The organism is Leclercia sp. J807, from assembly GCF_009734465.1.
Lineage (GTDB): Bacteria > Pseudomonadota > Gammaproteobacteria > Enterobacterales > Enterobacteriaceae > Enterobacter.
Genome location: NZ_CP046446.1, coordinates 2,081,934 through 2,108,219, shown reverse-complemented (window position 1 = coordinate 2,108,219; position 26,286 = coordinate 2,081,934). Strand labels below are relative to the sequence as shown.

Annotated in this window: 33 protein-coding genes and 1 pseudogene; 4 read left to right on the top strand and 30 right to left on the bottom strand. The window is 54.6% G+C overall.

All coding sequences use genetic code 11. From position 1 onward, the window contains the following. Positions 1-9 precede the first annotated feature (9 nt). The 10 genes from GNG26_RS10175 to GNG26_RS10130 form a co-directional block, all read right to left on the bottom strand. Positions 10-1,590, bottom strand: coding sequence for a hypothetical protein (locus tag GNG26_RS10175; protein WP_156238592.1), 1,581 nt, complete (start codon positions 1,588-1,590; stop codon positions 10-12). 56 nt (positions 1,591-1,646) lie between these two features. Next, entirely contained in the window at positions 1,647-4,730 is a 3,084-nt protein-coding gene (locus tag GNG26_RS10170; RefSeq protein ID WP_156238591.1) for a host specificity factor TipJ family phage tail protein, read from the bottom strand. Next, a complete protein-coding gene (locus GNG26_RS10165; protein ID WP_156238590.1) occupies positions 4,727-5,107 on the bottom strand; it encodes a nitrite transporter in 381 nt (126 codons plus the stop codon). The genes GNG26_RS10170 and GNG26_RS10165 overlap by 4 nt, the downstream gene beginning before the upstream one ends. 9 nt (positions 5,108-5,116) lie before the next feature. Beyond that, entirely contained in the window at positions 5,117-5,605 is a 489-nt protein-coding gene (locus GNG26_RS10160) for a DUF1833 family protein (RefSeq protein ID WP_032180653.1), read from the bottom strand. After that, positions 5,602-6,072: a hypothetical protein gene (locus GNG26_RS10155; RefSeq protein WP_059364068.1), complete on the bottom strand. Its 471-nt coding sequence runs from the start codon at positions 6,070-6,072 to the stop codon at positions 5,602-5,604. The genes GNG26_RS10160 and GNG26_RS10155 overlap by 4 nt, the downstream gene beginning before the upstream one ends. A 9-nt stretch (positions 6,073-6,081) precedes the next feature. Beyond that, positions 6,082-8,607, bottom strand: coding sequence for a phage tail length tape measure family protein (locus tag GNG26_RS10150; protein WP_156238589.1), 2,526 nt, complete (start codon positions 8,605-8,607; stop codon positions 6,082-6,084). Between the two features lie 41 nt (positions 8,608-8,648). After that, entirely contained in the window at positions 8,649-8,936 is a 288-nt protein-coding gene (locus GNG26_RS10145; protein ID WP_156238588.1) for a hypothetical protein, read from the bottom strand. A gap of 151 nt (positions 8,937-9,087) precedes the next feature. Further along, positions 9,088-9,852, bottom strand: a complete 765-nt coding sequence (locus GNG26_RS10140; RefSeq protein WP_156238587.1) for a BRO family protein — start codon at positions 9,850-9,852, stop codon at positions 9,088-9,090. Positions 9,853-9,933: 81 nt separating this feature from the next. Next, entirely contained in the window at positions 9,934-10,611 is a 678-nt protein-coding gene (locus GNG26_RS22675; RefSeq protein WP_231604272.1) for a Bro-N domain-containing protein, read from the bottom strand. After that, a complete protein-coding gene (locus GNG26_RS10130) occupies positions 10,577-10,744 on the bottom strand; it encodes a hypothetical protein (RefSeq protein WP_002462729.1) in 168 nt (55 codons plus the stop codon). The genes GNG26_RS22675 and GNG26_RS10130 overlap by 35 nt, the downstream gene beginning before the upstream one ends. Before the next feature lie 125 nt (positions 10,745-10,869). On the opposite strand from GNG26_RS10130, the pseudogene GNG26_RS22670 reads away from it, so the two are divergent. The 3 genes and pseudogenes from GNG26_RS22670 to GNG26_RS22820 form a co-directional block, all read left to right on the top strand. Then, positions 10,870-11,031: pseudogene (locus GNG26_RS22670) on the top strand (Arc family DNA-binding protein); the annotation flags it as partial. Between the two features lie 95 nt (positions 11,032-11,126). After that, positions 11,127-11,534 (top strand): hypothetical protein, encoded by a 408-nt coding sequence (locus GNG26_RS10120; RefSeq protein WP_156238585.1) that lies wholly within the window; start codon positions 11,127-11,129, stop codon positions 11,532-11,534. A 118-nt stretch (positions 11,535-11,652) separates the two neighbouring features. Next, the gene (locus tag GNG26_RS22820; protein WP_370463895.1) at positions 11,653-11,853 is read left to right on the top strand and encodes a hypothetical protein; all 201 of its coding nucleotides are present in this window, start codon (positions 11,653-11,655) and stop codon (positions 11,851-11,853) included. Between the two features lie 17 nt (positions 11,854-11,870). On the opposite strand, the gene GNG26_RS10110 is transcribed toward GNG26_RS22820, so the two are convergent. The 15 genes from GNG26_RS10110 to GNG26_RS10035 form a co-directional block, all read right to left on the bottom strand. Continuing rightward, on the bottom strand, positions 11,871-12,539 hold the full coding sequence (locus GNG26_RS10110; RefSeq protein WP_156238584.1) for a DUF6246 family protein: 669 nt from the start codon (positions 12,537-12,539) through the stop codon (positions 11,871-11,873). Positions 12,540-12,597: 58 nt separating this feature from the next. Beyond that, complete coding sequence (locus GNG26_RS10105) at positions 12,598-13,341, bottom strand: Ig-like domain-containing protein (protein WP_104651802.1); 744 nt, start codon at positions 13,339-13,341, stop codon at positions 12,598-12,600. A gap of 63 nt (positions 13,342-13,404) precedes the next feature. After that, positions 13,405-13,788 carry a hypothetical protein gene (locus tag GNG26_RS10100; protein WP_156238583.1) on the bottom strand — a complete coding sequence of 128 codons (384 nt, stop codon included), beginning with the start codon at positions 13,786-13,788 and terminating at the stop codon, positions 13,405-13,407. Beyond that, entirely contained in the window at positions 13,785-14,210 is a 426-nt protein-coding gene (locus tag GNG26_RS10095) for an HK97 gp10 family phage protein (RefSeq protein WP_156238582.1), read from the bottom strand. Before GNG26_RS10095 ends, GNG26_RS10100 begins: the two co-directional genes overlap by 4 nt. Before the next feature lie 2 nt (positions 14,211-14,212). Then, positions 14,213-14,569 (bottom strand): hypothetical protein, encoded by a 357-nt coding sequence (locus GNG26_RS10090; RefSeq protein WP_156238581.1) that lies wholly within the window; start codon positions 14,567-14,569, stop codon positions 14,213-14,215. A gap of 321 nt (positions 14,570-14,890) precedes the next feature. After that, positions 14,891-15,271 (bottom strand): hypothetical protein, encoded by a 381-nt coding sequence (locus GNG26_RS10080; protein ID WP_057107433.1) that lies wholly within the window; start codon positions 15,269-15,271, stop codon positions 14,891-14,893. 2 nt (positions 15,272-15,273) lie between these two features. Then, positions 15,274-15,675 (bottom strand): hypothetical protein, encoded by a 402-nt coding sequence (locus tag GNG26_RS10075; RefSeq protein WP_156238579.1) that lies wholly within the window; start codon positions 15,673-15,675, stop codon positions 15,274-15,276. A gap of 10 nt (positions 15,676-15,685) precedes the next feature. Further along, positions 15,686-16,780, bottom strand: a complete 1,095-nt coding sequence (locus tag GNG26_RS10070) for a major capsid protein (RefSeq protein WP_156238578.1) — start codon at positions 16,778-16,780, stop codon at positions 15,686-15,688. 11 nt (positions 16,781-16,791) lie between these two features. Beyond that, entirely contained in the window at positions 16,792-17,220 is a 429-nt protein-coding gene (locus GNG26_RS10065; protein ID WP_088902288.1) for a hypothetical protein, read from the bottom strand. 3 nt (positions 17,221-17,223) lie between these two features. Beyond that, complete coding sequence (locus GNG26_RS10060) at positions 17,224-18,612, bottom strand: DUF2213 domain-containing protein (protein ID WP_156238577.1); 1,389 nt, start codon at positions 18,610-18,612, stop codon at positions 17,224-17,226. 236 nt (positions 18,613-18,848) lie between these two features. After that, complete coding sequence (locus GNG26_RS10055; protein ID WP_156238576.1) at positions 18,849-19,121, bottom strand: hypothetical protein; 273 nt, start codon at positions 19,119-19,121, stop codon at positions 18,849-18,851. Between the two features lie 26 nt (positions 19,122-19,147). After that, positions 19,148-20,050, bottom strand: coding sequence for a phage minor head protein (locus tag GNG26_RS10050; protein ID WP_197080158.1), 903 nt, complete (start codon positions 20,048-20,050; stop codon positions 19,148-19,150). Between the two features lie 31 nt (positions 20,051-20,081). Then, a complete protein-coding gene (locus tag GNG26_RS10045; RefSeq protein WP_156238574.1) occupies positions 20,082-21,530 on the bottom strand; it encodes a DUF1073 domain-containing protein in 1,449 nt (482 codons plus the stop codon). 11 nt (positions 21,531-21,541) lie between these two features. Further along, positions 21,542-23,014 carry a DNA-packaging protein gene (locus GNG26_RS10040; protein ID WP_156238573.1) on the bottom strand — a complete coding sequence of 491 codons (1,473 nt, stop codon included), beginning with the start codon at positions 23,012-23,014 and terminating at the stop codon, positions 21,542-21,544. After that, positions 23,001-23,573 (bottom strand): terminase small subunit, encoded by a 573-nt coding sequence (locus tag GNG26_RS10035; protein WP_156238572.1) that lies wholly within the window; start codon positions 23,571-23,573, stop codon positions 23,001-23,003. The genes GNG26_RS10040 and GNG26_RS10035 overlap by 14 nt, the downstream gene beginning before the upstream one ends. Positions 23,574-23,595: 22 nt before the next feature. Between GNG26_RS10035 and GNG26_RS10030 the strand changes: the two genes are divergently transcribed. After that, complete coding sequence (locus GNG26_RS10030) at positions 23,596-24,036, top strand: hypothetical protein (protein WP_032617987.1); 441 nt, start codon at positions 23,596-23,598, stop codon at positions 24,034-24,036. Between the two features lie 92 nt (positions 24,037-24,128). Here the strand turns inward: GNG26_RS10030 and GNG26_RS10025 are convergent, their stop codons facing one another. The 5 genes from GNG26_RS10025 to GNG26_RS10005 all read right to left on the bottom strand — a co-directional run bounded on the left by GNG26_RS10025 (position 24,129) and on the right by GNG26_RS10005 (position 26,248). Further along, the gene (locus GNG26_RS10025; protein WP_156238571.1) at positions 24,129-24,464 is read right to left on the bottom strand and encodes a hypothetical protein; all 336 of its coding nucleotides are present in this window, start codon (positions 24,462-24,464) and stop codon (positions 24,129-24,131) included. A gap of 299 nt (positions 24,465-24,763) precedes the next feature. After that, positions 24,764-25,036, bottom strand: a complete 273-nt coding sequence (locus GNG26_RS10020) for a hypothetical protein (RefSeq protein WP_156238570.1) — start codon at positions 25,034-25,036, stop codon at positions 24,764-24,766. Next, positions 25,033-25,575, bottom strand: a complete 543-nt coding sequence (locus GNG26_RS10015) for a glycoside hydrolase family 108 protein (protein WP_156238569.1) — start codon at positions 25,573-25,575, stop codon at positions 25,033-25,035. The genes GNG26_RS10020 and GNG26_RS10015 overlap by 4 nt, the downstream gene beginning before the upstream one ends. Beyond that, entirely contained in the window at positions 25,572-25,853 is a 282-nt protein-coding gene (locus GNG26_RS10010) for a phage holin family protein (RefSeq protein WP_156238568.1), read from the bottom strand. Before GNG26_RS10010 ends, GNG26_RS10015 begins: the two co-directional genes overlap by 4 nt. Beyond that, the gene (locus GNG26_RS10005; RefSeq protein ID WP_156238567.1) at positions 25,850-26,248 is read right to left on the bottom strand and encodes a putative holin; all 399 of its coding nucleotides are present in this window, start codon (positions 26,246-26,248) and stop codon (positions 25,850-25,852) included. The genes GNG26_RS10010 and GNG26_RS10005 overlap by 4 nt, the downstream gene beginning before the upstream one ends. Between the last annotated feature and the right edge of the window lie 38 nt (positions 26,249-26,286).

Here is a 26,286-nt window from a genome sequence, read left to right as displayed (position 1 = left end):
AATTCCTTTTTACGCTGCGATTAAGCCATGATTTCTCATTGCTGAGAGAATGCTGTTTATGGTGGAGATCTCGGTGCCAGCTGCTGCATTATTTATTGCGGCCTGCTGACCGGCCACTACGCGGACACCGTTGAAATACATGCCGGGGGTGGCGGTGTGAAAAGTTACCCTCTCAATTGCGCCACTGAACAACCCCCACCTCAGGGTTGAGCTGTCGTACTTTGTTTTAATGGCCCCCGTCCCCTCATATGCAATGCCAAGCCCAGATGCCAGGCGGATAGCGTTGCCAGTTGCATAGTTACCCTGGAAAATAGCACCCACTGGAGCCGTTCCTTCCAGGAAAATGTCAGCAATGGTTTTCGAGGAAGAAGGCTGTGACCACCACCCTTGCGCACATGCTGATTCATCGCGAACAAGAGTGCCGGTTACACGCATTGACAGGGGCGAGAACCGGATGCCACGTATCCATTGGCCCATTTCACCACGTTGATTGCTACCAGTGATATACAAGGCAGTGGCTGATGGATGTAATGTAGCTGGCGCACCCGTTGTGGGGTGAGTCTCTGCTGCTGTGCCTGTCGTGTTGTTAAGTACTGCTCCGTAAAACGTACCCTTATCCGAATAACTGGCAGCTTCGGCGGAGACAGCAATCGTTGAATTCCCCTGATGCTTTATCTCGCCATGTAGAGCGGCTGTCCATAACGCCCCTGGCGTAGACAGAGCCGCGCCATAAATAGCAGTATTGCCGTTCCCATTTGTTGAGTAATTGATTGTTGTGGCACGGATGCAGTCGATGTGCTGCGCCCCCCGACCGATGGCGGTAATATTTATACCTGACCGCGTATGCTCAGAACTAAGCACCGGTTCATCGGGGTTGCCAACCGTTATCAGTAGAGGCGTTTTTCGGGTTTCGGTTGTTATTCCCACCCCTTCACCGAAGTCACGATCTAACCATAGTGAGTCTGAGCGGATCTCTTTTGTTTCAGTGCCTTCTTTATACATCCCTTTAGGTATAAAGATTATCGTGCCGCTTTCTGCGGCATCATAGGCTGAAATTAATGCTGCTGTTGAATCGGAGATGCCAGCGGGGTCTGCGCCGCCAGCAAACTGAGACCAGGTTGCTGGTTTGAATGAATCCCCAATCAAACCAGAGCCGCCGCGAGCGCCTAATTCCTGCCGCAATGCTGCATCACCTACACTGACGAAATGCGCGGAATCGTTCACCCATGATGCCGCGTCATTACCGGTCGTCGTGAATGGGAGATCAGTTGCGGCAGTTAATTTCCAGAGTTCGTTGTTATAGCGAATTAGCTGATTGTATTCGCTAATAGTTAGCGGGCCAGCAGTATAATCACCAATAACCTTATAACCCGAACTCTGAACAAACGTGTTGAAGCGCTGCTGTTGATTCAGTAGCTGCGCCGCAGATTCCTGCTCCCAGCCCCAGTATGTTTTCCTGTTTCGCCCAAAACGGTCTTTCCAGATTGCCAGGGTAATATCGTTCAGCGCATAGTCAAAGTTCTGGGCGTTATCGAATAAAACATACGGACTCGTTGATCCCAGCGGTTCTTTCGTGAAATAGGTAGTCATGCTCGCTCCGGGCATAAAAAACCCGCCGAAGCGGGTCAGATAATTTTGATTTGCTGTTAAGCGGCGTCACCGGGGTATGTGGCGTCGTCATAGGCATACTTTCCTGGGTGGTACTGGATGGCTGTTACCTGACTGATCCCGTCATTGCCCGGAGATGTTTCCCCCACCAGTGCGTCATACGGCACACGAACTGATGAGCAGAACAGCAGGCGCGGCGGTTCAATGTACGCGTCGTTCATCGCCCACAATTCCGGCTCCAGCGCGGCGCTGTACGGCACCGAGATAGTGAAGTCGTCAATGCGAGTCGGTACGACCATTGCCGATGCCCGGCCATCCTGATGGCGGATAATCACGCGCGGGCTTTGAAACGACCAGTCCGGCGCTTCGCTGAGCGTCAGGGTGATTTTGCTGCTGTCATACTTCATATCCGTAATCAGGCAGCTCAGCGTCTGGCTGCCCGGGATATCGTCGGCCAGCACAATGCGATCCATAAACTCATAGCAGAGCGCATCCATCTCGGTAGAGGTGGTGTGCTGCAGGCGCTGCAGCTGGTAGCCCAGCAACCGGCGCATGCCGATCCGGTAGGCGCGGTTCTCATCCAGTACGCCATCCAGCGTGTAGCTCTCGATTTTCAGCGGCGTTGAGTTGCCAGGCAGGCGGCACTGCACGGTTTCCTCTGCCCAGGTGGTGCCATTGATATAGGTCACGTCCACGCCGTCGTAATCGTCCTGTGACGGGGCTTTAAACGCGGTCTGCAGTTCCTCGGTGGTTTCCTGAGGAGTGATCATGCCGACCCAGGGTTTAATCCCTTCCCTGCCGGCAGAAGCCAGCCCATCCGACAACAGGAAGTACCCCATCCCGGCGTTGGTGATTTTCTGCAGCACCTCGAGCGCTGACTTACTCTCACCGCTCGCCCAGTCGAACCTTTCACCGCGGGGCGTCCAGTAGGTTTGCTCCAGCGCGTCAATTGCCGCCGTATCAATCTGGCTGGCCGTGAACCCCAGGGACTCGAGCACATGGTAGAGTGCCCCGCTGATGCTCCGCGCAGTTCTTCCGCCGCTGTAAATCCGGGTTGGTGTAACGCTAATCCGGCGATCGGACATGGCCGCCAGGCGATTCCCTGTGCGCACGGTCAGCGCCATGGTGGTGACGCCATCGTACTTCGTGGGGCGCTTGCTGAGTCGTGAGCGCAGCGCCTGCCAGAATACCTGGTCGCGCGTGCTGCCACCCTTAACCGGTTCGGTGCGGCGCATCCGGATCTCATATTGCCCCGGCGACACGCTGTAGCGATGCGTAAACCCGATCTGGTTTTCGGTACTGCGTGAATAGAACGGAGACTGCTGCTGCCAGGCGGTGGTGCCAACCTTGCGATACTGGATCACCAGCCGTACCGGCATGGAACGCTTATTCCCCTGGTCGGTGTAACGCACCAGGCCGCTCTGGAAGTTAATGTTCACCTCGAATGCGTCCAGGGTTTCACCGTCGGGGCAGGCCAGGAACGGGCCAACCCATTCGTAATCATCGCTGACACCCGTAACGGTCGCATCCAGCAGCGTGCGCTCAGTGAATCCAGGCCACGATGGATCCGGCGTGGTGATGGTCTCACCACCCGGGCCGGTGGTGACGGTAAGCCGCTCAACGGTTACTGTCTGGCTGTCCACATCGGTGATCCGGAACTGGTTCCCGGCCAGACCCAGAGTGAAGCGCTGAATGCCCTCTGGCAGACCGGTAAACGGCGTGCCGGTGGCGCTGTTGTAGGCCAGGGTGATGTGTGCCCGTACCTCCGCCGTGCCGCCCGTAGATTTCACGCCCGCCGTGTTAACCGGGGCATCACCAAACGCAGCAACCGGTAACGGGCTGTTAGTGATGGACCCACCGGCATAAGGGCTACTGACCTCACCGATTTCAAGCCGACCGCTGTTATCGCGCGCGACCAGGCCGGAGCCGGATAGTTGCGAAGTGATCGAGGAAATCAGGCCTGACATGGTGACGTAGTTGGTCACCAGCGATACCGGATAGGTCGTGCCCTGCCAGCTGATGCTGAACGTCACAGGCGTGCTGCTAAAATCGTAGGTCGTCGGCGCGGCACTCGCGGTGATGCTGGCGGCGCTACCGCCCACACCCGGCACCGACGGAACTCCCGGGGCGTAGCTGGCGATCACCAGATCGTAGTCGTTGCCGTTATAGTTGAGGGATACCGGCAGCCCTACCGAGGGGGCCAGTTCCTCCACCCCGCCATAAATAACGCTGTAACCGCCGGACGATACAACCGTATATGAGTTTGGGGCCAGCACGGTGATCACCGTTCCGACAGTCCACGACGGCGGGATCTCTTCATCGCCAGACGACGATACGTCAACCAGCGTGATGGAGTTCCCGGACACGACCAGCGCATCAGCGATAATGCTGACCGTCTCCGGGCCGCTTGAGCCCAGATCCAGCCCGGCGGTACCTGAACCCGTATTCCCTACCTCTGGTGAGTTAAACCAGTTTTCGGTACGCGTGTCGCCTGATACTGTCGCGCTTGGCGGGTAGATGGTGTAACGCACGTCGGTACCGAACGCGGAGATCGGCGTATTACCGATCCGGATATCGGACTGGTTAATCACCATATCGCCGACACCCACGCACAGAAACATGCTTGTTTCCATGCTGGTCTCGTTGACGAAACGGCTCACCGGCTGCACAACGTAATCAGGCCAGACGCGATATTTGCCGAAGATTTCCCGGATTGGGTCTCCCAGTTTCGCCGCGTTCGCTTTGGCCGGGTTGAGGTCAATCTGATCGCCGCTGGCTGCCTGGGCCCCACCACCGCCAGCCTGAGACATTGTGCTCATCATGTAGATGCTGTAGGCAGCAGAGGCGACGGCTACGCTGACGGCAACCCAGATAGCGATTTCTGCGCCGGTACCGTACGGCACCGGATACATCCTGACGTCGGTTTCACGCTTGATAACGCACAGTGGCCACTCTGACGCGGGCACGGGAACGCCGTCGATTTCAACCGCGACCGGGTGCTGCTGATCCGGCGTCCAGTCCTTCACGTTCCGCGAAAACCAGGCGCTGAGGGTCATCGTTTCATGATCGTGCTTTTCCAGCGGTTCGCCCGGCAACCGGGAGGGATAGATTCGGATCGTCACTGGTAATACTCCACGCGGACAAAGCGGCGCGCAAACCGCGCCAGCGGCAGAAAGGTCACGTTTGTGCGGGGATTGCACTCTGCGGCACGCAACTGGCCGTCAATCTCGATCACGATGGCAACGTGCGTCACCACAGAGCCGGAATAACAGGCGATACCCGCGCCCGGGGCCGGTTCACATCGAGTCAGGCCAGCCATCAGACCCCTCGCCTCCCGGTCGAGGCCGTTATCATCCTTCGTGACTCCGGCGAAATCAGGCCACGGAGCCAGACCCAGATCGCGCCTGATTTCGTTGACGATGCCAAAGCAGTCAAGCGCGGGGTAAGCGCGCCCGCCCTTCTGCCACTCGACAGAACGGTATTTATCTGGATTGAACATGGTGATTTCCTACTGGAGGTAGCGGAGGCCCGGGAAGACAGGGAGCGTGTATCGGTATCGCGGCCACGCGGTTTTCAGGATATTCAGGAATCCGGCAGTAATTTGCACCTCTGTGGCCTTCCAGTACCCGTCCTTAATCTGCAGAACGATAGGTGGTGCCGCCGGGTAGCTAAGGTCGGTCGATATGTACTGCCGCATTACCAGCGCGCCGTTGTTCAGGTTAGCCAGGGCGTTGCGTATCGCAGTGGAAACGATGCCGTCAATGTTGCTGATGGCGAACTGCAGATCCTGCGTACCGTCTTTGTTCCTGGCTGGCAGCGCGACGGCCATTGCAGCTGCCTGGAATGTCACTGTCGCCCCCGCCTCTGTAACAGCGGTGATATCTTCGAAGTTCTCGACCAGCCAGTAATCCTGCCCACCGACGGTAATCTGCAACGTATTCAGTAGCGCCTCGCTGCCGCCGCTGGCGTACAGCCTGTTCAGAGTTGGACTGGTCATGCTTCCGGCCACTCCTTATTGAGCGCGTAATCAATGATGCTCTGCCCAACGATGAACTCAGGGAAATTACCCCAGCCAGGCGGCAGAATCGGACGTTCCCACAGCTCCAGAGTTGCCGTGAATTTCCAGAACCCTAACCCGAACAGCACCGGCCCGTCGTAGATATCCTTGAACCGGCAGACGTAGTCACCAACGCCCATTGGCGTGCGCATGCGCATGTTGAACCACGCTGCGCCGTCCGTTATCACGTCTCTGAACCACACCTCAAACAGCTGCGCTTGGGCATCATTAAATACCCATGAAACACCCGCCTCAGTTGGGACCGAGGTGTATTTGCGGCGCTGCCGGGTGCGGCCGGATGTCATAGTGGAACGCTGGAGAGGGCTTACCGGAGTGAATCCATGACCGGATCGCTGGGGCATTGGCAGGTACTGGTGCGGGAAATCAATGGTGCTGCTGATCCCCATGGGAACTCCTTATGTGAGGCGTTGACTGGTGTTGAAATTGTTGGTCAGAGCGTTGGAGAGTTTGCCTTTTCCGCTGGCGACGTCGCTGACGGCCATGGCGTATCCCTGCTGCGCCCCGCGCTTAACTGCGGCCTCGAGCATGGCTTGTTGCTGTGCGGAGTAGTCACCGTTGAGATTGATAATCGGGCTGAAATTGAACGCCCCACCACCCCCGCCAATATCCCGGTTACTGATGACGCGACCGTTATCGCCGGGGATCATGTACTGGCTACCATTGCTGGCTTTGAAAATCTCAGGTTTACCGCCCTCGCCAACGCGGTACATAGAGCTGGCCGAGACCGGCCCGCCGTGTTCGCGGGCACCGGCGACGGTCATTATTTTCGAGCCAGCCATTGCAACGTTATAACCAGCCAACCCAGCTGTTGCCGCACCACCAGATGTTGCGATACTAGCAGCCATCGCAGCGGGAGACCACGATGCGAGAAGCGTCGTGGCGGCAGCTGTTCCGGCCAAAGTGGATGCCGCAAGCGCCGCAGTTGCCGCCGCCTGGTTCGCCGCTATTGCGCCGGCCTGCGCAGCCTGCCCCATCGCTGCGGACATAACCCACTGTGTACCCATCTGTACGAGACTGCTCACAATGCCGTTAATTACTGACGTGCCAAGGTTAGCAAACGCTTCGGAAAGACTTTGCGTGCCGTTTACCAACCCTGTGATGGCATTTGTTGCGCCGCTTTGCAAAGACTCTACAGCTGAAGCGGCAAGAGCGTTTATCGTGCTTTGCTGCTGCCATTCTTGCCACATGGCTGCCACCCTCTTTTGCCGGTACTGATCCTCTATCGCTGCCCGTGTAGCTTCGACTTCAGCTATTTTCTGGGGATAGTAGATGGCATATTGGTTGAGCTGATCCATCTGCTGCTGAAACTGGTTATCTACTGCTGCTACTGGCGATGCCTGGCCTTGAAGGTTGGAGAAGTTCTGGCTCGATTGCTTTCTAGCCTGCTCCGCTTCCTGTGCTGCTTTTGTGGCTTGGGCAACATCGTACAACTTGCCAGCAAGATCTCCCGCCTGTTGCACCTGCTGTTTGGTGGCAGCTGCCCCCATTTGCTGTTGAGCAGCCAGGACCGCAGCTTCCCGGCCCATACCTTGCTGTTCAAGAACGGCTATCTGATATTTTTCTGATAACTGTTCCAGCTGATTAACCACCTGTTGCTGCGCAGCGGCTGACCGTTTAGCCGCTGCCTCAGCTTCCGATGCTGCTTTCTTTTGCTCTCCTTCTTGCTCTTTAAGCGCCTTCTGCTCGTTCTCGTATGATTCTATTCGGTCATAGCTTGCATCGAGAGACTTCAATTCAGCATCTGTTGCCCCTAAAAGACCAGCCACATATTTAGCTCGCTGTCGGGTACTAAATCCGACAGTTGCGGCTTCATTTTTTGCAGCCTCAACCAGTTTATTTAATTGCTCCGCATTGCCCGATAATGCCTTCTGGGATGACTCTGTTGCGCCGGTAAGGTTGTCAAGAGCGCCTTTAAGAACGTTGATCGCATCTGTTGCATTTGCCGCAGAGACATAGTTTTGGTTGACGACATTGGTCAACTCATTAAGCTTGGGGTTTGCATAACCAGTTTGCTCACTGAGCGAGGAAAGGGCAGATGCTGCGGCCTGCATGTTTTCTGCTGTAGGCTCTTTTTGGAGGTCTCGGAATACTTTTACCAGGCCAACAGCCTGAGTCTGTGTTATTCCGAACGCCTCGGACATTGAATTGGTTACGTTGTTCAGAATATTGATGCCAGCAATATTTCCCTCATAGCTTCCGCCAAGATCTTTTAGCATCTTCGAAACATCAACGCCTTTACCTTCGAGCGTGGTTAACTGACTTTCAGCAGCTGACATGCTGTTACGCCAGGTTCCCAAATCATTGATTTGGTCAGAGATGACGCTTCCTGCAGCGCTGATGGCTCGTTGCGCATCAGTCATGGCTACGGCTATCTGTGCCTTTGCAGCATCTGAACTAACTGCTGCTAGTCGCTGTATTTTTTCAGATAGAGCACTCACTCCTGAGTCGGTTTTTACAACAGTCTCTGAAAGCGCCTTTTGGGCGGATTCAAGCTCTTGTGTTGCATCTTTGGAATTAAAAAGGGATGGGAGAAGCGCTCCAGCTATTGCGCCAGAGATGGCAATAATTGCACCGATTACAGCGCCACCAGGACCAAAGATAGAAGCGATCTGTGAGCCTTGTTGTGCGAACACAAGCATTGCATTTTGGCCCATTTGTAACTGAACCGCGATGTCCTGCACCTGGTACCCAAGCTGCCCAAAAACGCCGCGAAGATTACCCATACTTCTTGTTGCAGTAGATACCGCTTGGGCGGTGGTACTAACACTGGTTTCAAGCCGCTTGAACTGGTTTATGTTATCGTCTAATGCGGACTCAATATCGCTAAGAACCCTGTTTACCTGACGCCCACCCTGTAATAGAGGCGCTACTTCGGCGCTTACTTCATAAACGATACTTCCAGCATTTTCTGCGCCTGCCATTATTATCTCCGGCTATAAAAAAACCCGCCGGAGCGGGTTGGTTATGGTTTATTTACCAGGCTATTTATGTAGCCTATAGCTTCTTCAGACTGTTGGCATTGCTGTTCAATTCCAACATTCCCATTCGACTTCTTGCAGTTTTCATTAAGCTCAGTAACTTTGTTGACTGCAAACATGAGCTTCTGAACCGCTGTAATGCACTGCTCTTTTTTTAGGTTATCCTGACAAATTGCATTCTCAGAAGCTCGCAGTGTTGATCTCATATCGCTGTTTGCATGCGCAACAGACAAAGAGCAACTTAGCACTAACAACAGCATTGTCTTTCTCATAACCCTATTCCCCATTGGTAAAATTGGAAACATCCTACCCAGGAATAGCACAGGCGCAACGGCAACTACTGATTTATTGATCTCAATCGAATGGCGACGAAAAAACCCGCAGTTAAGCGGGTTGGAATAAATGTCGGTTTAAACGGGGTGGTTAGGCAACGTCAGCACCATGGATCAGGTGGCGTAGCGCCTTCACGCCCTCAGCGTTGTAGCGGAACGCCTCCACCTGTTTGTCTGAGTGCTTCGCCTTGTCCCATACGTACATGCCGTACTGCTCAGTTTTCAGTTCATGTTTATTGGCAAGGCGACCGATCTTTTGTGGAGATACGCCCAGCATTTCAGCTATGTCCGCGGCAGTGTGAAGATGCTCTTCAACTTTTGGCAAAGGGAGAAGCTCAATACCAGCGGCATCATTAACCGCACGAGCCATTGCGGTCTGCTTAGCAACATCGCTCAGTTTCGGCATATAGGATAAGGCTAGTGCCATCGCCTCTGTTTCAAGCTTAATGGTTCTGGCACGACGAAACTCAGGGAGTCCAGATGATGATTTCTCGGGCTTCATAGAGTATGTGCCTGTTTCCATCAGCGCTGGCAGCACCGTTTCACACACCCAGTCTTGAAGGCGCTCTGCTGACGGGAGATTGCTCCGCATAATGAGGCGGAACATATCAGCCTGACCAGCCAGAATCACTCCTCGCGGGCGTGATCCAAACCCTGATTCCGTCGATTCGCCGGAATTAAGTTTAATCAGTGACTTACAGTGCTTGTTAAGCGCATCATGTGGATCTGCATACCCTAAGGCTCGAGCAAGGTCTACCGCCAGAAACACTGGCTTCCCTTTGAATCTCGCCGCTTCAACACTAACGATTTGGCTGTCACTTGACTTGAACTCAAAATGCTTGATAATCGAATGCATATGTTCTCCGAAAGTTCATATACTCAATGAATGCCAGCAGCCCACCTGCTGGCTTTTCTTTTGCGCCATCCCATGCGCCCATCAGTGGATCATCCCCTTCTCTTTTGCTGCCTTCGCTAACCCGGAATTCAAACCGTAGGTAATAGAGGCAAGTACTTTAATGCGCTCATTCAAGCTGTTCGCCAACGGAGATCCTACGAGGCTCAGTGAAGGCCTGATCTCTTCACACCAATGCTGATAAATGAACTCTGCATAATCGAGTGCCACCTTTGCATTGTGTGCATGCATCTCGAAATTGAATGCCGGGCTGACACTGCCATTCGCAACTTCACGATCCAGAACATCCAATACCCAGCGGCGGAACTCCTTAGCTTTCGGCGTGCGAGCAAACATCCCGATCAGGTGTGCACCGCGAAGAGAGAACACCCGCATATCCTGCATTCCTCCGGGGGTGGTTACTTTGACCACCCCTGTCATTTGAGAAGTAAATTCATCAGCATGACGATTAAAGATGCGGTGGATAGCCTTGTCGTCAGCGTACTCAAGCGCCTGGCCAACCTCAGAAGCTGTGAGCCAGATCTGACCCGCCATTTCCATGTAAGAAAAGCTGATATTCTGGAAAGTTAATTCGTTGTTATGTACAATATTCATGTCGATATGTCCGTCGCTGGATTTGTTCGATACCGAAGCCCTGACTGTTAGCGCAGCCGGGGCTTCAACGTTTTTATGCTTGAGCACTTTTCTCACCTGCCAATCCATACACCTTTCTCAACTGGTAAATCAGCTCTGTATTAAACTGACGACACTCATCGCCACCGTTCTTCTCGATAGCCTTACGCACGTCTTCAGGGAAGCGAACTTTGCGTTGGTACATGTCTTTTGCCTTTTCCATTAAACCCTCCAGTAAATGCCCCACCGTGAGGCCTTATGTAAGTGTCACACCGTGCGTCATTGCTGTCAACCCCACCGTGGGGCATAATTTACTTATTGTGAATTTTTTGCAGGCCGGTAATAAAAATGAGCAGAGAAGATCCACAGCTAAGAATTAGGTTACCAATTGAATTAAAAGAAAAAGTTGAGGCTTCAGCCAAAGAAAATAACCGCTCTATGAATGCGGAAATAGTTCAAATACTTCAAGACGCTTTAGCTTCAGGTGATGCAAATACAGCCGTTCTTAACCACATCGGCATAAAGGAGATGCATAAGATATTGGATAAGGTTATCGAAGAAACTTTAGGTAAAAGCCAACCCAACCAGCATCACAAGGATGGAAAATGACCACTGAGAAAATTGCGTTTCTGTTCCCTTATCATAAATCAGAGGGTAACGATAAGCTGCCCATGCTTCTTATGGAAACAACTGAGCTACCAGTTACGGTAGATGTCTTTTTCCAAGTCCATTTCCTCGGCCTTGAGCACTCTAAAGAATACTGGTTTGCAGCCAACCTCTACCGAGAAGAAGATGGTCTCGAAATCAGCATGAGCGGGGAAAAGGGTGTTTGGATAAGGGCCAAGGGATACCCTGGTAGCAAGAACACTCTAGCCACCTCCATGGGCATGCACTTTGAACGGTGCAAATTCGAATCTGAGGGCGATTATCTTATAGGCACATCTCTGACAAAGGATGGTATTCTTATACATGAAGCTCATGCCTTCTTTTCCGTGAGCAAAGTCGATGAATAACAATGTAATAGATGTCACTTTTGACCGTAAGACTGCGTTGCGTCTTGAGCGAAATCATGACAAAGCTAACGATTTCGGCGGAGGCGGTGACGGTGGAGGTAGCGGCATGAATGAAAGAATGACGCGAATCGAGACAATAGCTGAAAATCAGGAAAAATTGATTTCAGAAACTCGCAACGAGATGATCGGTATTCGTGGTGATATGCACGGATTAGAACGCCGCATCATCGATAAAATGGACGAAAATCAGAAGTGGCTTATCGCTCTGCTGATCTCGGCCATCCTAGCCCCTTTATTTATCGCACTAGTTACTAAATAGCCCACCACCTGAGTGGGCTACTTCTGCTTAGCCCTTCTCGCCGCCTGTTTCGCCAGGTAATCATCAGCAATCGCGTCGTACTCTTCCCGGGTAAAGCCCTTCTGATCAGGGTATTTCTGCGCCAGCATCAGCTGAAACTCGGTCATGGTCAGCGCCGCCGCTTCATCCCGGTTCATGCCGAAGTGGCTACGCGCCGCACTGATGTAGTCGAAGGCCTTAAACTCATCCGTCGTTTCGCCTGACTCATGCCGCTGCAGGCGGCGCACACTGGCCTTACCAACAACGCCATGCTGCATGAGGTGCTGAGCCAGCACGATGATGTCGTTTCTCGGCATCTGCCCGGGCCGGTAAACAACGTATCGACTCCATCCTTTCCACTCACCTATCATCGGGGTGAGATCGTCATCACAGCAGGCCTGCATTATATGCATGCTCAGCGATAGCAGCCGTTCTGCAATGCGATTCATCGAAGGCGATAGCCAGTCCGGAAAGCGGCCAAGCGTGTCAGTGCAGACCTGGATCACGGCAGCAACATCACTACCGTGCACCGTGGCATACGCCTGAACAATCTCCGCGGGAGTGCCGATCCGCGTCATAGCCATCAGGGATGGTCTCAGCAGGTAGTCTTTTCCGCCCTCACGTCCATCACTGACAGAAAACTCGCCTATGTCGATTAATGCTGTCATGGTCCTTCCCAGGTAACGATCATTATCAAGGGCAGCACGCCGCCCTTTGGAATGTTCGTTAGGTAACGGTAACCGTATGCACGGCCACAAAGTTTCCGTCTTCGGTGTTGATGATGATCTGCGCGCTGCCGGCGGCGACGCGGTTCACCGTGACGGTGGTACCGGAAGCTGTAGCAGTGGCCTTGGTTGGATCGGTTGATGCTACGGTGAAGTCTTTATTGGTTGCGCCAGTCGGGGCGATATTCACCGTAAAGGTACTGGTACCGCCTGCCGCTCCAGTGCTGGTAGCAGGGGTCACCGTTACGCCAGTCACTGCTACCGCTGTCACCTCGTTAACTTCGATGGTGCTGGCATCGCCGACTTTGAACTCGGTAGAGAACGTGACGATATCGTTGGTACCGCCGTCAGAACTCAGCGCCGTAGCAACCATGTAGCCAACAAATTCGACCGGTCCGTATTCCATGCGCACCCAGATACCAGGCTGACGCTTGGCGCTTAGCTCACCAGAGAAATACTTGATGAACTTGCCAATGCCATACTGATCCAGCTTGTCCTTTTTGCGCACCTCACCTTCAAAACTGATGGTGAAATCGCTGTTGGTAATGATGGTTTCGACATAGCCGCCGCCGTCATCCGCATCTGAAGTTACCGAGTTCGGGTTGAAGTCGAAGCCTTTCGAGGTGCCAGCAGCCAGGGACTTCCACTCTGATTCAAGTGGTTTGACATCCGGGCAGCCGTCGGCGACTTCCAGCACCACCGCGCCACCGAATAGACGCTCGTTAGAGCTAGGGCAATTAGCCATGTGAAACTTCCTCTTTGACTTAAAAAGAAAACCCGCCGGAGCGGGTCTATTTGGTTGGGGTAGTTATTCGCCATAGGTGCATGCGAACTGAAGTCGGAATACTATCCGCCCTTCTTCCGTAAGCACTGGTGGCGGGATGGCGCCCATGTTTTGGATGTAGCCGACGCACTCATCAGCCATAGGGTTGGCCTGGACGTAATCGACGATGCGCTGCACGGCATTGGCGGCGTCCCCTCGCTTATCCTTCGCGCCGATCACATCAACTAGGACGTGATGCTCAGAGCCAAGATCATGGCGGATGTTCGAACCACCGTTTGGCCTGAACACCATCACAGCCTGCGTTAGATCTCCCGGGTCGTCGTACATCAGCTTCTGCACCGTGAATCCGGCTGTCAGGCCAGCATCACCGAACATGTTGCGCACCCGCTCGTGCATCATGGGTGTCATAGTTCCATCTCTTTTCTGAAGGCGTCGTACATTGCGCCTTGGTTATCAACCGCAGGCCAATATAGGAACTTGGGGTTGCCATTTGGTCCCCAAATCACACCTCGTGACCCAGGAGTTTCACCACGCTTAACGGGGCGATCAGTTTGTGTATTCAGGTATTTGCCAGGGGCTTCGTGAACATAGACGGCATAATTAGCTGAATAACCCACGCGACCTGTTATTCGGGTGCCCTTAAAATCGATCTCTCGGAATTGGCTGTTTAGCAGAGTGGACGTATCCCGTGGGACTTCTTTTGCTGATGCCGCACCGAGTATCAGGAGAGCAGACTGGATGCCGCGAATAGCTTTTCTACCGGTGATATCCTTCAGAAGAAGATCTAAGTTAGCCTTAGCTTCCCGCATTCCGCGAACTTTGCCTGCCATGCTTAGACCCCAGTAATTATCGCCCAGTCGTCTTCCAGGCCTTCCAGCGTGTCGTTCCACCGCGTCACGTGGCGAACCTCATCAGCGCCAGCGCTAAGTGGGTCTGGATTGGTGCTGGGGCCGATAAGGATGTAATCGCCTTCGTCAGCCAGCGCATAGGCAGTGAAGAAGGTGTTTTTTACGACTACCTCTTTGCCGAGCGAGCCGAGCTTTGCAGAAAGGCCACCGATATAATCGCACATGATGGTTTCTGGCGGCTCATAAGCTGAAATCGGGTCCCCGTTTTCATCTTTACCGCCAGCCCCTTTGCGCCACAGCGTGCAGGGTTTGTTGTATGACCATGAAGCTGTAGACGACATCAGTCTTCCCTCCAGCGCAGCACCACCGTCACGTTTCCGCCATGGCCTTTAAGCTGCTCACTGCGCTTACGGGCATTCGGTGGGATGAATGAGCCCATGACGACCTCACCGACACGATAAAGCCGGCCGTTTTGCAGTAACCCGCCTCGTTTCATTCCTTCCACCTCAGCACCTTCGCACCAGTCGCCCGGATACGCTCACAGTTAATGAACCACTCGCCGTCCGATTTCACGTAGCCGGTAGTCTCCCGCCCGGTATCTGTAAGCACCCAGACACGGGTGAATGAGCGCGGCAACCGGACGCTTACGGATGTCCAAGTCATCAGCAGCCCCCGACAACCATGAACATGCCGACGCTGTTACCAGCGCTGATCGGCAACTCCCCGGTACAGCCGCTGGTATCGAGGCGACCCAGTGAATCGCGCAGCCAGGTGATACTGTCATCGCCATACTCAAACGAGCGTGACGCGCCAGACGGCGCACCCTGCGATTTGATGCGGCGAGCGCCGGACGACGTCGCCATAAGCGCAGCGGCGTACATCAGGATCAGCTTCGCGGTGCAGTCGTCATACCCGGCCCCATCGAGGCACGGGATGATTTTGTTCACCACGCAGAGGATCGGCTCCAGCAGCGCCCCCGGAATGGAGTAACCCAATTCACCGAGGAACGCCTGCACGTCTGCCGCCGTGATTGGGTCAGCCATGGTTATTTCGCCTTCTTGGTTGCTTCTGTCAGCGCCGCTTCTGCTTCGTCAGCGCGCTTAGTGGCGGCTTCCAGCTCAGCGGAATGAGCCTGCTTCAGCTGCTCCAGCGCGTCGGCGTGCTCTTTGTCTTTCACTTCAGCGTCCGAATGAGCCTGCTTCAACTGCTCCAGCGCTTCATTGAGCTTGGCCTGCAGCGCTGATGAGTCAGCAGAGACGAGGGCTGACGGCGTTGCCACCTCAAACACCAACTTTTCGCCCTTCTTCTTTTCGGTGTCCCTTGCCTTACCTGACGCTTTCCAGCGCGCCGCGGTCTCATCGTCAACTTCAACGATCGCACCAACCTCCAGATTGCGGAGGTTGGCACCGGCGTACAGATTGTCTGTTACGATTTCTACCAGTGCCATATCTCACTCCTTAGCTGTGTGCGTAGATGACGCTTTTCTTGCTGTTGATGTCGGTCTTGACCATCAGGCCGGCAGCTCCCCAGGTGCGCCAGATGTAATCGCTGTTGTAGAACGGTCGCGGATCGGCGACGGTGCCAAACGCCTGGCCTACAATCGGAGCAATCACGCCAGCGGTCAGCGGAACAATCAGGATCTGGTTACCGGTCAGCTGAGCATCTTCTTTAATCGCGGCAATGCCGGACAGCTTCAGAAGCTCCTGCAGGATGGTGTCAGACTGGTAGTTGTCGCTGAAGTAGCGCTCCAGGTTGGAGATGATGGCGCTCGACACATACCAGGTCTGCTCAGCGTACTGGTTGTTGGTCAGCTTGAGTGTATCGCGCAGCTTGATAGCTGCGTTGCGGATCTGCTCAGCGGTCGCCGACGCACTGGTGAAGTCGATATTGAGGCCAGATGCGCCCAGGTCCACCATCGCCACGCGCTCGTCGTTCTTCAGGCCCTTCCAGGTCTTGTCATCGAACTTGATGTAAGTCCCTTCTGCGTCGCGGTAGCCGTTGTAGATGTAATCCACATACTGACGGCGCACTTCGTTGGTGGACTCGAACTGAGCATCAGAGATGATGTCGAACGCGTCCGGGTTGTTCAGGCGCGGCTCACGCCAGTGGAACTTGAAGCCGGTATCGTGCACCGGAACCATGGTGCCGTCGTACTGGTACTGCACGGCATCCAGCGCGGCGCCGATCTGACCGGACATGGAGGTGTGGGCCCACATACGGCCGCCGGATTTGGCGTATTCGTACACGGTCTGGTTGATGCGCACAGAGCGAGACAGCGGCATCAGGTCGTTGAACAGGGTGAACTCAGTGTTCGGCTGGAATTGACGCAGAACGGTCTGGTCAAATGCCTTATACAGATCCGCCGGAGAGCGCACCGCGTTAATGCCGTTCAGGTGGTTAACCGCATTGATGCGATCGGCCATCTCCTGCATAACGTTGATGCCCTGGTGGTTCAGCGCGGCATCACGCTCCTGCGAAAGCATGCCGAACTGGTACTGGTTCACGGCCAGGTTGCCGGTCTTTTCGCCCAGCGATTTAGAATAAACAAGCATTCAGTGACTCCTTACTTAATCACTACGCGAATGAGGTCGCCAGCAGCGGCGGTAATGGCGCGTTCTTCGTCGCAATAGGCGCGATCGGCTTCGGTCCCGGCCTGTTTCTTGACCTGACCGTTTACGATTGAGAGCGCGTCGCCTTTTTTGTAGGTACCGGCAGCAGCACGCACGTTCAGGAACATGCCCGGCAGCGGGTGAATGGCAACCAGCAGATCATCGACCGCATAGGTGTCATCCACCGTCTTGCAGCGCAGATAATCGTAATCAGCTGCGTAGATGATCGCCTTTTCGCTGCCGTCCACGGAGACTTTGAAAACGCCAGCGTCGAAGAAGCCCAGAGTGCCGGGCTTAACCGCAGTGGCGCGACCTTCACGGTTGAGGGTCGGGTTTGGGAATACGCCACCGGCGTGGATTACATGTTTTCCGTCTTTAGCCATTTTTTACTCCGGCATTTCGCTGACTGACTGGTTATTGGTAGCCTGGCGGAATGCACCATTCAGGCCGGTTGAGGTCTGGCACTGAGCAAACAGCTCTTTCAGCGGCTCGCCGTCCAGCGCGTTCACCGCAACATCGGTCATGCCGAACTTGGCTTTCACGGCTGCACGCTGCTCTGATTTCTCCTTATCGGCGTTGATGGTCAGGCCAGATTTAACCGCGGCGAGATCGTCGGCGAATGGCTTAAACCATGCAGGGGCTTCCGCCTGGTTGTTGGCGCGCTCACGCTCTTCTTTCTCTGCCTTTTCGCGAGTCGCCTTCTCTTCAGGCGTTTCGGATTTGGCGGCTGCTTTCTCTGCTGCCAGCTGGTTGTATGCGTCCATCAGCTCGGCGTCGGACTTGCCTTCGGTCGGCTTACCAGCGGCTTGCAGCGCATTGATAATCAGTTCTTTCATCGGATCGTTCTCTCCGTTGGTTTTAATCTCGTACTCAGTTGGTTTGCGCACGACTTCTACAGGCTCTCCGACGAATACGGCCTTACCGGCATCATCGATGAGGTACTTTTGCTTCAGGTATCTGGTGTCATCCCGGTAGATGAAGCTGTCTGGCCACACCGTTTCCGGCCAGAGCCACTTATCTTCGCCCGCACCCTCGCGCAGCTTGTCGCTGATGGCGCGCTGGATATCGTCGAAGGAGAAATTGGAGGCATTGGTGAAGAAGAATCGGGTTTTGTTGAGCATCCCTTCGCGGGTGCAGTCGGCGGCGTCGGCCAGGTTCGCCACTTCGATCTCCTGCTCATCGCCTTCGGCATTCACGAAGATGCCCACACCCTCATCCGGCGTTCCGGCGCCAGGTTCATCGAGCAGCACCGCCACATGGTCGAACATCATGTTGGTGGCGATCTCGTTGTACTTTTTGCCCTTCGACTCGCCGTTGGCGGCGATGCCGGAATACAGCAGGCCAGTGGAGATGTGGATCGGATCCGAGTTGGTGCCGGCCAGCATCTCGTCCAGGCGGTTTATCAGGCGCTTGCCCTTCTCGCTGGATTCGGCGTACTGACGGTTAACGTACATGTCGCCCGTTACCTTCCCGTCTTTGTGGCTGACGTTCTGCAGCCAGGCCCCGACGTGGTACTCGTTTACCGCCTGGACATCACGCGCCGATACGTGCTTGCCATCCACCTTCGGGTGGCCCAGCGGCATCGGGTTACGCTCGAGCGTGTTGTAGGCCTTTTCGATTTCAGCTGCCGGGTACAACTTCCGGTTCATCACAATATCGTCCACGACAGGCGTGATGCCGCGAACCACGATATGTGGTTTGCCATTGACGGTTTCGGTTGTGATGTTTGAAGCGGAGTTGACGACGGTCAGCACGTTAACGCGGTTGCGTTTCATGCTGGGTCCTCGTTAGTGAAGTTTGTTTTTCCGCGCCTGGCGGAGTTGCTTCTTGGTGGGCTTAACAGGGAACCACCAGGACGCCTCGACATTTAGCACCTGGCCGCTCTCATACCTTAGCTCCACTGGCTTTGAATAAATCCAACCGTGTCCATACAGGGTCGGATCGTACTTAAGTGTCCACATGTGGGCCTCATTGGTGGATTTCAGGCAATAAAAAAGGCCGCCGTGGCGACCTATTTGATGTGTTTAAATTCCCATCGGAATGAGCTGTAAATGTACTCTCCGCCATCCTCTCTATCGGTGAGTTTGGCGGTGATTTCAAACTGGCTGCCAATAGGATAAACCTTCACATCTGACAACTTTTTTGAGCATTCAACAGCCAGTGACGTGCTCGCCCATTGGCCAGGGATGGGCCTGATATGCACCTTTCCCTTTCTCCCCGACATGTTGGCGGGATAAAAGCTTTCAACAATCAACTTACGATACGGCTCTTCAGGTTTCGCCATACATCCTCCGCAAAACCTTTTTTGTATCATGCCGCTTCGTCCAGTTTCCACTGCTGGCGCTCTTTCTTCAACTTATCCGCCAGTCCCTCATTGAATATGCTGCCGTCGTCGTTGAGCAGCACCGGAATCTGGCTGCAGTAGCAGTTGTACCGGTTCCCGTTCACGGCGTAGAAGTCGCGCACCTCTTCGGTGGTGTAGACCCTGCCGTGACGGCTAGCGTGCCAGTTGCGCGTTGTGGGCTTAAGCGCTGACAGCCACAGCAGGCCGGTATTCAGCCCTAGTCTGTCAGAAGCCCAGTCCGTTTCGTTCCATTGCGCCTGCCGCAGCGCACCGACCTGCTCAGTCTGGGCAATCGCCTTGGCTCTGGACATGCTCACGTCAAGGCGCTTACTGATGACGCTGGCCGTTTCCCTCGGGTTAACCCCGCGCGCTACTGCGTCGGTGATGATTCCTGTCAGGTCTGCCCTGGCAGCATCGCTGATCGCCTTCCAGTCGCTGAACGTTGTCAGCCTGGCGGAGGCAATCTGGTTTTGATAACCAGGGCTGCTTAAAAGTTGCTGTAGCGTCGTCTGGCTGGCGTATACCTGCGACTGCTGCGAGAGGTTATTGAAGGCCTCTAAAGTCCCTCTCAGGGCCTCTGCTGCGACGTAATCCATCGCCCACTGATTCTGCTCGCCACCCTCCAGCAGGTACTGGTCAAGGATGCCCTGCACCGCTTCGAGCAGCTCCGCCAGTTCCTGCGGGGTCATGTCGTAGATGAACTTCCCGGCGTTGACCTGGTAGAGCCTCTGATCCTCGCCGTTGACGTGACACAGGAAGTGCCAGCTGTGGCTGTTAACCTCGCGCTCACGCCCGGTCAGGCGCTGGTCGAACAGGGCTTTCAGGGCAACCTTAATCGCGTAATACCGGTCCTCGATATCGCGCTCCATCCTGCTGACTGGTTTGCGCGACATCGTGGGGTCAACCTTCGACCGTGGTATTACCGGACTCTTCGGCTTCTGATTCTGGGTCGGCCAGTAGGTCAGGCTTTGGCTTATTGCCATCTGGCAGCACCTCGTCATCAAGTTCTGGCAGGGCTTGCAGCTCGCCTGCCGCGCGTATCTCGTTCTCGGTGATGGCTGAACGGCCGAATGCGTTCGTCGATTTAACGGCGACGTCTGCCAGCTTATCCATATTGGCAATCTTCTCTGCCTGACTCGGCGCCAGTAGATCGGACCATCCCACGGTAATTTCTTCATTCCGCGCCGGAGGAATAATGCCAAGCGTCCAGAAGCGCGAAACCACATCGGTGATAACGTCAGTCAGGAACCCTTTCCGGCGGCTCATCCTGGTGCGGCCCCAGCCTTTTGCATCCTCAGTACTGGCGCGCTCACCTGTCTGCATCCCAACGAGCTCTTTCACAGGGATAGGAACGGTCGCGCAGAACTCGCTCAGCGCGGTGCGCCAGGTAGGCTCAGGATCGGCAACGGCCACGGAAAGCACGCTGGTATCACCCTCCTGCATGATGACTGCGCTGTCTGTGCTGTCATTCAGTCGGCGAACCTGGTCATCCATCCCCTCAGAGAGTTGGGCCTCGCTAACGCCCAGCGCCCTTGCCAGCTGCGCAAAGCTTGTCTTGGCGCTGAAGTTAAAGTTGAGTTGCCGGCTGGCGTTCTTCAGGAACCCCTCAGCCGCGCCGCCGGAGACCTTCTCGAGGTCCAGCAGTTTGTTGAAGCCCTCTTCCAGCAGCGATTCGCCGGAATCAAGCCGCCCGTCATCCGAGCCTTCAGCAAGGATAATGACGCGGTCAGGGTGAACGTTGATGATTCGCCCGGGCTGTCCGCTGCGCTGCTGCTGCACCGGAATTTCGGTAAACGAGTACATGCTGACAGCGCCGTAGTCCTCGCTGTTCTGGTCCTCGTTATAACTGACCGGGTCGAGCTGGGCCTCCCAGACCGGAATCAACCGGACGAGCGCCCTTTCCTGCAGCCTGCCGACCATCGCCTTATCAACAGGCTCTGACCATGGCTTACTGTCTTTGACCTGAATCAGTAGCGCAGAGTAGCGGCCTACGAGGTTACGCTTGTCAGCGCCCTTAATCTGCTTCCAGCAGCGCTTGAGCAGCTTGTTGACCCGCTTATCCCAGGTCGTTTGCTGCGTTGCATCCTTCGTCTGGTCGCCTTCGTAAACTTCCGGGTAATCCTCCCAGCAACCATCAACCATGCGCGTCACCGCGGCGCCAGCGATGGCATTGCGGCGGTACGCCCGGTAGAAGTCATCGAAGCAGAGATCCTGTGGATACCCAAACTCCTGATACAGGCGCTTACGCTTGGTGTTACTGGTTCCATTGAACAGTGCGTTGACGTAACGCATCCGCTCGCGGTCGATGCTGGCGTTCGTGGCGAGTTGTTTATTTTCGCTTTCGTTCACGGTGTCCTCCGTCAGCGCGAGCGCACCAACATGCCGGTTGATTGTGGTTCTGATAGTTCGGTGAGCGCGTATACCGCAGCATCAAGCCGGTCAGGTGATTTCTTCGCAGTAGATGGCACGTACTCCATGAACTGGTTCTCGATCTCGTAGAGGCTGCCACGGTGAGCAACCCGGCCCTGCGCATACAGCGCGGAGATGGGTTCTGCACGTGCGTATTTACCCTTACTGGCGTGCACGCGGATGATGCGGCCGCCGAACCCGGCATTGCGTAGCGTGTCCTCCGCCATATCGCCGCCCTGGTTGGTTTCGATGACGATCGCATCAGCTTCATGCTGTTCATAGGCTTCAATGGCTTTGGTAGCCCAGCCGTTAGGCGAATACTTCCCGCTGTAATCTGCATCGAGGCTGTATTGCCGTTCATCGCCGGTACCGTAAACACTGGCGACGGCAATGCCTGACTCGTCACTCTCTTCGCTGTTGGTGGCCTGCGGGTCGATTGCCACGACCGTACGGGCCAGTTCCTGAGTGATCCGCATCGCGTGTGCGGCGCTGATCACCTCCTCGTTCCACAGCGCGCCCTCCGCATTGAAGCGTTTCGGGTTCTGCATATACTGGGCTTCGGCGGTGCGCCGGTGCGAGAACAGCGATACGCGGTGCGATTCGTTGTGCTTAAACGGCCATAGCCAGCCATCAGGCAGGCCGTGGTCAATCGGGATAGCGTGGGTGTTCTCCGGGTACTGGTCGGCGTATGGCTGGCTGTTGTTGATGAGCACCGGCAGATTCAGGTGGTGCCACTTCTCACCGCTGCCGCCCCGCAGCAGGTAGCCGCTAAGGTCGTGGTAGTGAATGCGCTGCATGATGACAATCATCGGCGTCGTCTCGATCGCCAGTCGTGATTTTATTGTCTCGTTAAAGCGGTTGTTCACGCCGTCGCGGACGATCTCCGAGTAAGCATCATCCGGCTTAACCGGGTCATCGATAATCAGCGCGCCCTGCCAGCCTGGCTCCATGTGTCCGGCACGAAAGCCGGTAACCTGCCCGGCAGCTGACGACGCATAAACGCCGCCGCCGTGCTCGGTCCACCACATCGCCTTACTGTCAGCGTCATCGCGCAGTGACATCGGCCACATCGACTGATACGCCTGCGACTTAATCATGCCGCGCGCGGTTGAGGAGTTCAGCAGCGCCAGATTGTGCGAATATGACAGGTGCATGAAGCGGGCCCGGCAGTTCAGCGCCAGGCCACGTCCCATCATGTTGATGGTCGCCAGTTCCGTCTTCGTGTACCCAGGCGGAACGTTGATGATCAGGCGCGTAATCTCACCATCGATAACGCGGTCCAGCGTCTGCTGAATCACCTTGTGGTGAGGCGCGACAATCATCTTGCCGCCGGTTCGCTGTTTGAAGAAGTAGCGCGCGTAATACAGGCCGTCCTCTTCACATTCAACCCGGCGGGCAAATGTCTTTTGCTCAGCAGTCGTCATCCTCCATCATCTCCTGCCGTGCAGCCTTGTATTCTTCTTTGGTCAGCGTCACCATTTCGATCGGGCCGCCGTTCTTGCCTGTATGCTCATGCGTCGCCTGTTCTTTGAAAGCCATCACATCAATGTGCTTTCCGAGCAGCTCGAGGTTTTTAACTTTATCCGGCCACTTAATTTTCTTAAGCAGCCCGACCATTTCACGTTCTTCCCCGCGACCCTCGAACATTTCGGCCACATCAAAGCCGCTAAGGTAACGACGCCATGATGAAGGCCACTCGCTTACCGGCCTCAGGCTCATGTCATCTTTGAGGATGTCGAGCACGTCCATCTGGTCTATCTCAACGAGACGATTCAGGACGTATGTCGCATTTATGCCAACCAGATCATTGCGCTGCGCTTTCAGTTCGGCAATTCTGGATTGGATGTCAGGTTTTGACAGGTTTTCGGACGCAGTGCGGTTAGCTGTCTTTGCGCTGTACCCCGCCCGAATAGCCGCTTGCGTGGCGTTTAAGTCGATGAGGTACTCGCGACAGAACATTTCTTGTTTGTCGGTGAGTGCCATGTTTTATTCCAAAGGATTGAGTATGTCAGAAATTGTTAAACGCTCTTCTAAAAGCGCTGGGGATGCAGGTGAATATTTCATTGCCTATATGCTGTCACGCCTGGGAATATCCGCAGCACTAACAACGAGTGGTTCTAGCGCTGTAGATATAATTGCCACTATTGACGGTTCAAAGAGTATCAGTATTCAGGTTAAAGGCTCTTGGGCAAGAAGCCAGCCACGTCAATGGATGGTCGGCAAGCACATGCCTGCTGCCTCTCCTGATTTCTTTTACGTGTTCTGCAATATGTCTGAAGATATAGCCAATAAAACCTTTCCCGAAGTTTTCATCGTTCCGAGCGAAGTAGTCGCCAGCCATGCCACTTGGCATCACAGTGCCCCCCTATTCAAAATAAGCAAAGCTGATGAGGGGCAGTATCTTGACCGTTGGGATTACATAGCCGAGGCATTACTAGCAAAGTAATTACATACCAGCGCCAGAGCTTTTGCATAAAGCCATTACGATGGGTCTGCCCATGGTGATGGCAATAAAAAACCGCCCGGAGGCGGTCTTCGTTAAAGGCATTTACTTAATCTTGCTATCAAGTTTACAACGTCATCTTTTTCCCATACTGCAAACAACTCATCCTCTTCGAATAGTCGTTCCGGATATTCTCTAGCGAAATCCATACCGAAGCTAACGCCGTCATCCTCTGCTGCTACGAGAATATCAAATTTATCTAACTCTGGATCAGACATATCTACAGCATTTGTAATCCTGCAGTTCATAAATTCATATCTGCCAATCGTATTACCCTTGATCTCAAGGTCACCTAACAAACAAGACTTATATCTACTGTAAACAGTATTAGCGGGCAGCTTATGGAACTGTTTTTTGTTAACTATTTTCATCGCGTTACACCGTGATTTTCGAAGAGACTATTTTAATCTCTTTTAACAAACTCATCATCAGATACGCTGTATATTTCCGCCTAATAAAAATCACTCTCTCAAAGTGGTGGCGCTCATCTGGTTTTTTCAGTTAGTGAAATCACCGCTATTGCGAGGCCCGGTATTCATTCGGCTGGCAGTTCACCTGCCACGACTTGTTATGCACCAGTACGTCTTTCTTCGTCTGGCGATCCATCACTTCGATGTCATGCTCTGTGAGGCGGATGACGTTGACCCAATCACAGCCGGTGTCGATAACCTCAACCTTTGCGGGTCCAGTTTGCGCGCAGCTCACGATCAACATCATCATCAGGCATATGGCTAACCGTCTGCTGAACATTGCTGGCCTCCTTGGTTACTTCAACGCGACGCTCTGCAGCTGCTTTGGTGGCAGCGGCATTCTCGTCGGTGCGTTTCTTTTCTGCCTCTGCTTCGGCCTTTTCCCGGCCACGCATACCGCCAAGACCAAATGCGGCCAGTACCAGCATTATGGCGAGCCCGATCCCAGCCAGGATAGCTTTCAGTCTGGTCATAGGCTCACGCGCTCTCGGATCCAGCCATAGATAAACGACTCGTTAGCCGGGCGCTGCTCTGCCAGTTCGAGATAGCGCTGGCCCTGGCAGCAGTTCAATGCGCGGAGCAATACCATCTCCCCTTCACTGCCGCGTTTCGACAGGAATGATTTCAGCGCGCTGATGCTGCGGGGGCCAATCTGGCCGTCGGCGATCAGGTCTGGATAGAACTGCTGCTGGTTGTTGAATACGTTCAGCCAACGCTGGAACCATTTAACCTGTACCGATGGCCCCATATTCACGCCGGTATCGCAGAGTTCGGCGGCAATGACCGGGGAGACAGCCGCCACCTGGTCAAAGCGAGGGCCATACCAGTAATCGGCCTCGAGGATGTTGAGAGCCTGCTCGCGGGTCAGGTCACGCATATCACCGGTATAACCGTGTGCGCGGGCCGTTGCCTGAGTGATCCCCCAGTTCGTCGGGCCGCCTTTATCGTTCGGGTGATTAACGTACCCGCCCTCTTTTCCGAGGATGGCATTGAAGATATCGTCTTTGGTCATTGTCCGGCCTTCTGGAAAACTTTGGCGAGATTGCCGCGGGAGCGCCACACGGCGATGCAGATAGCGATGTTCAGCATCAGTTCGCCCGGGTCAACCTGCAGGTACTTGCCGTAGAGAATGCGGAATGCCGTAAAGCCGGCGGCGAGGATCATCATGTACGCCATCCATGCAACAGCCGGACGGTGTCGCTTTCCACTCTTACTGAAGAACAACAGCCTGATGGCGATAAGCGCGCAGATAATGGCGTTTACATCAAGGACGATGGTTTGCCATGTCATTTGCCTTCCTCCTCCAGTCCCGGCATTCTCCCCCGCTTTGATTTGGCGAGGATGCGAAGCAGGACTGCGACAGAGATGGAAGCGGAAACCAGCGCGCCAATGTTCGGGGATACTTCGATACTTACCGGTGGCTGGAGCAAGCCAAGGGCGGTATTAATCACCCCGGCCAGTATCTTCGCCATCGGTACTGAGAAGAAAACCCCACCGACAAAGCTGATGACGGCGAACAGGAACTGCTTCCACAGTTGGTGTGGATCGGATGTCAGAACGTACATTGCTGCGCCAGCCAGCGCGCACAGCATTACGCCGGGCGTTGCCTCGGGGAACAGAGATGCGAACGTCACTCCGATTGTTGCGGACGTTACACCGCCAGCAATGGTTAGAGGTTCAGACATAGGTGGTCCATGTGTAGAGAAGGCCGTCAGACACCAGG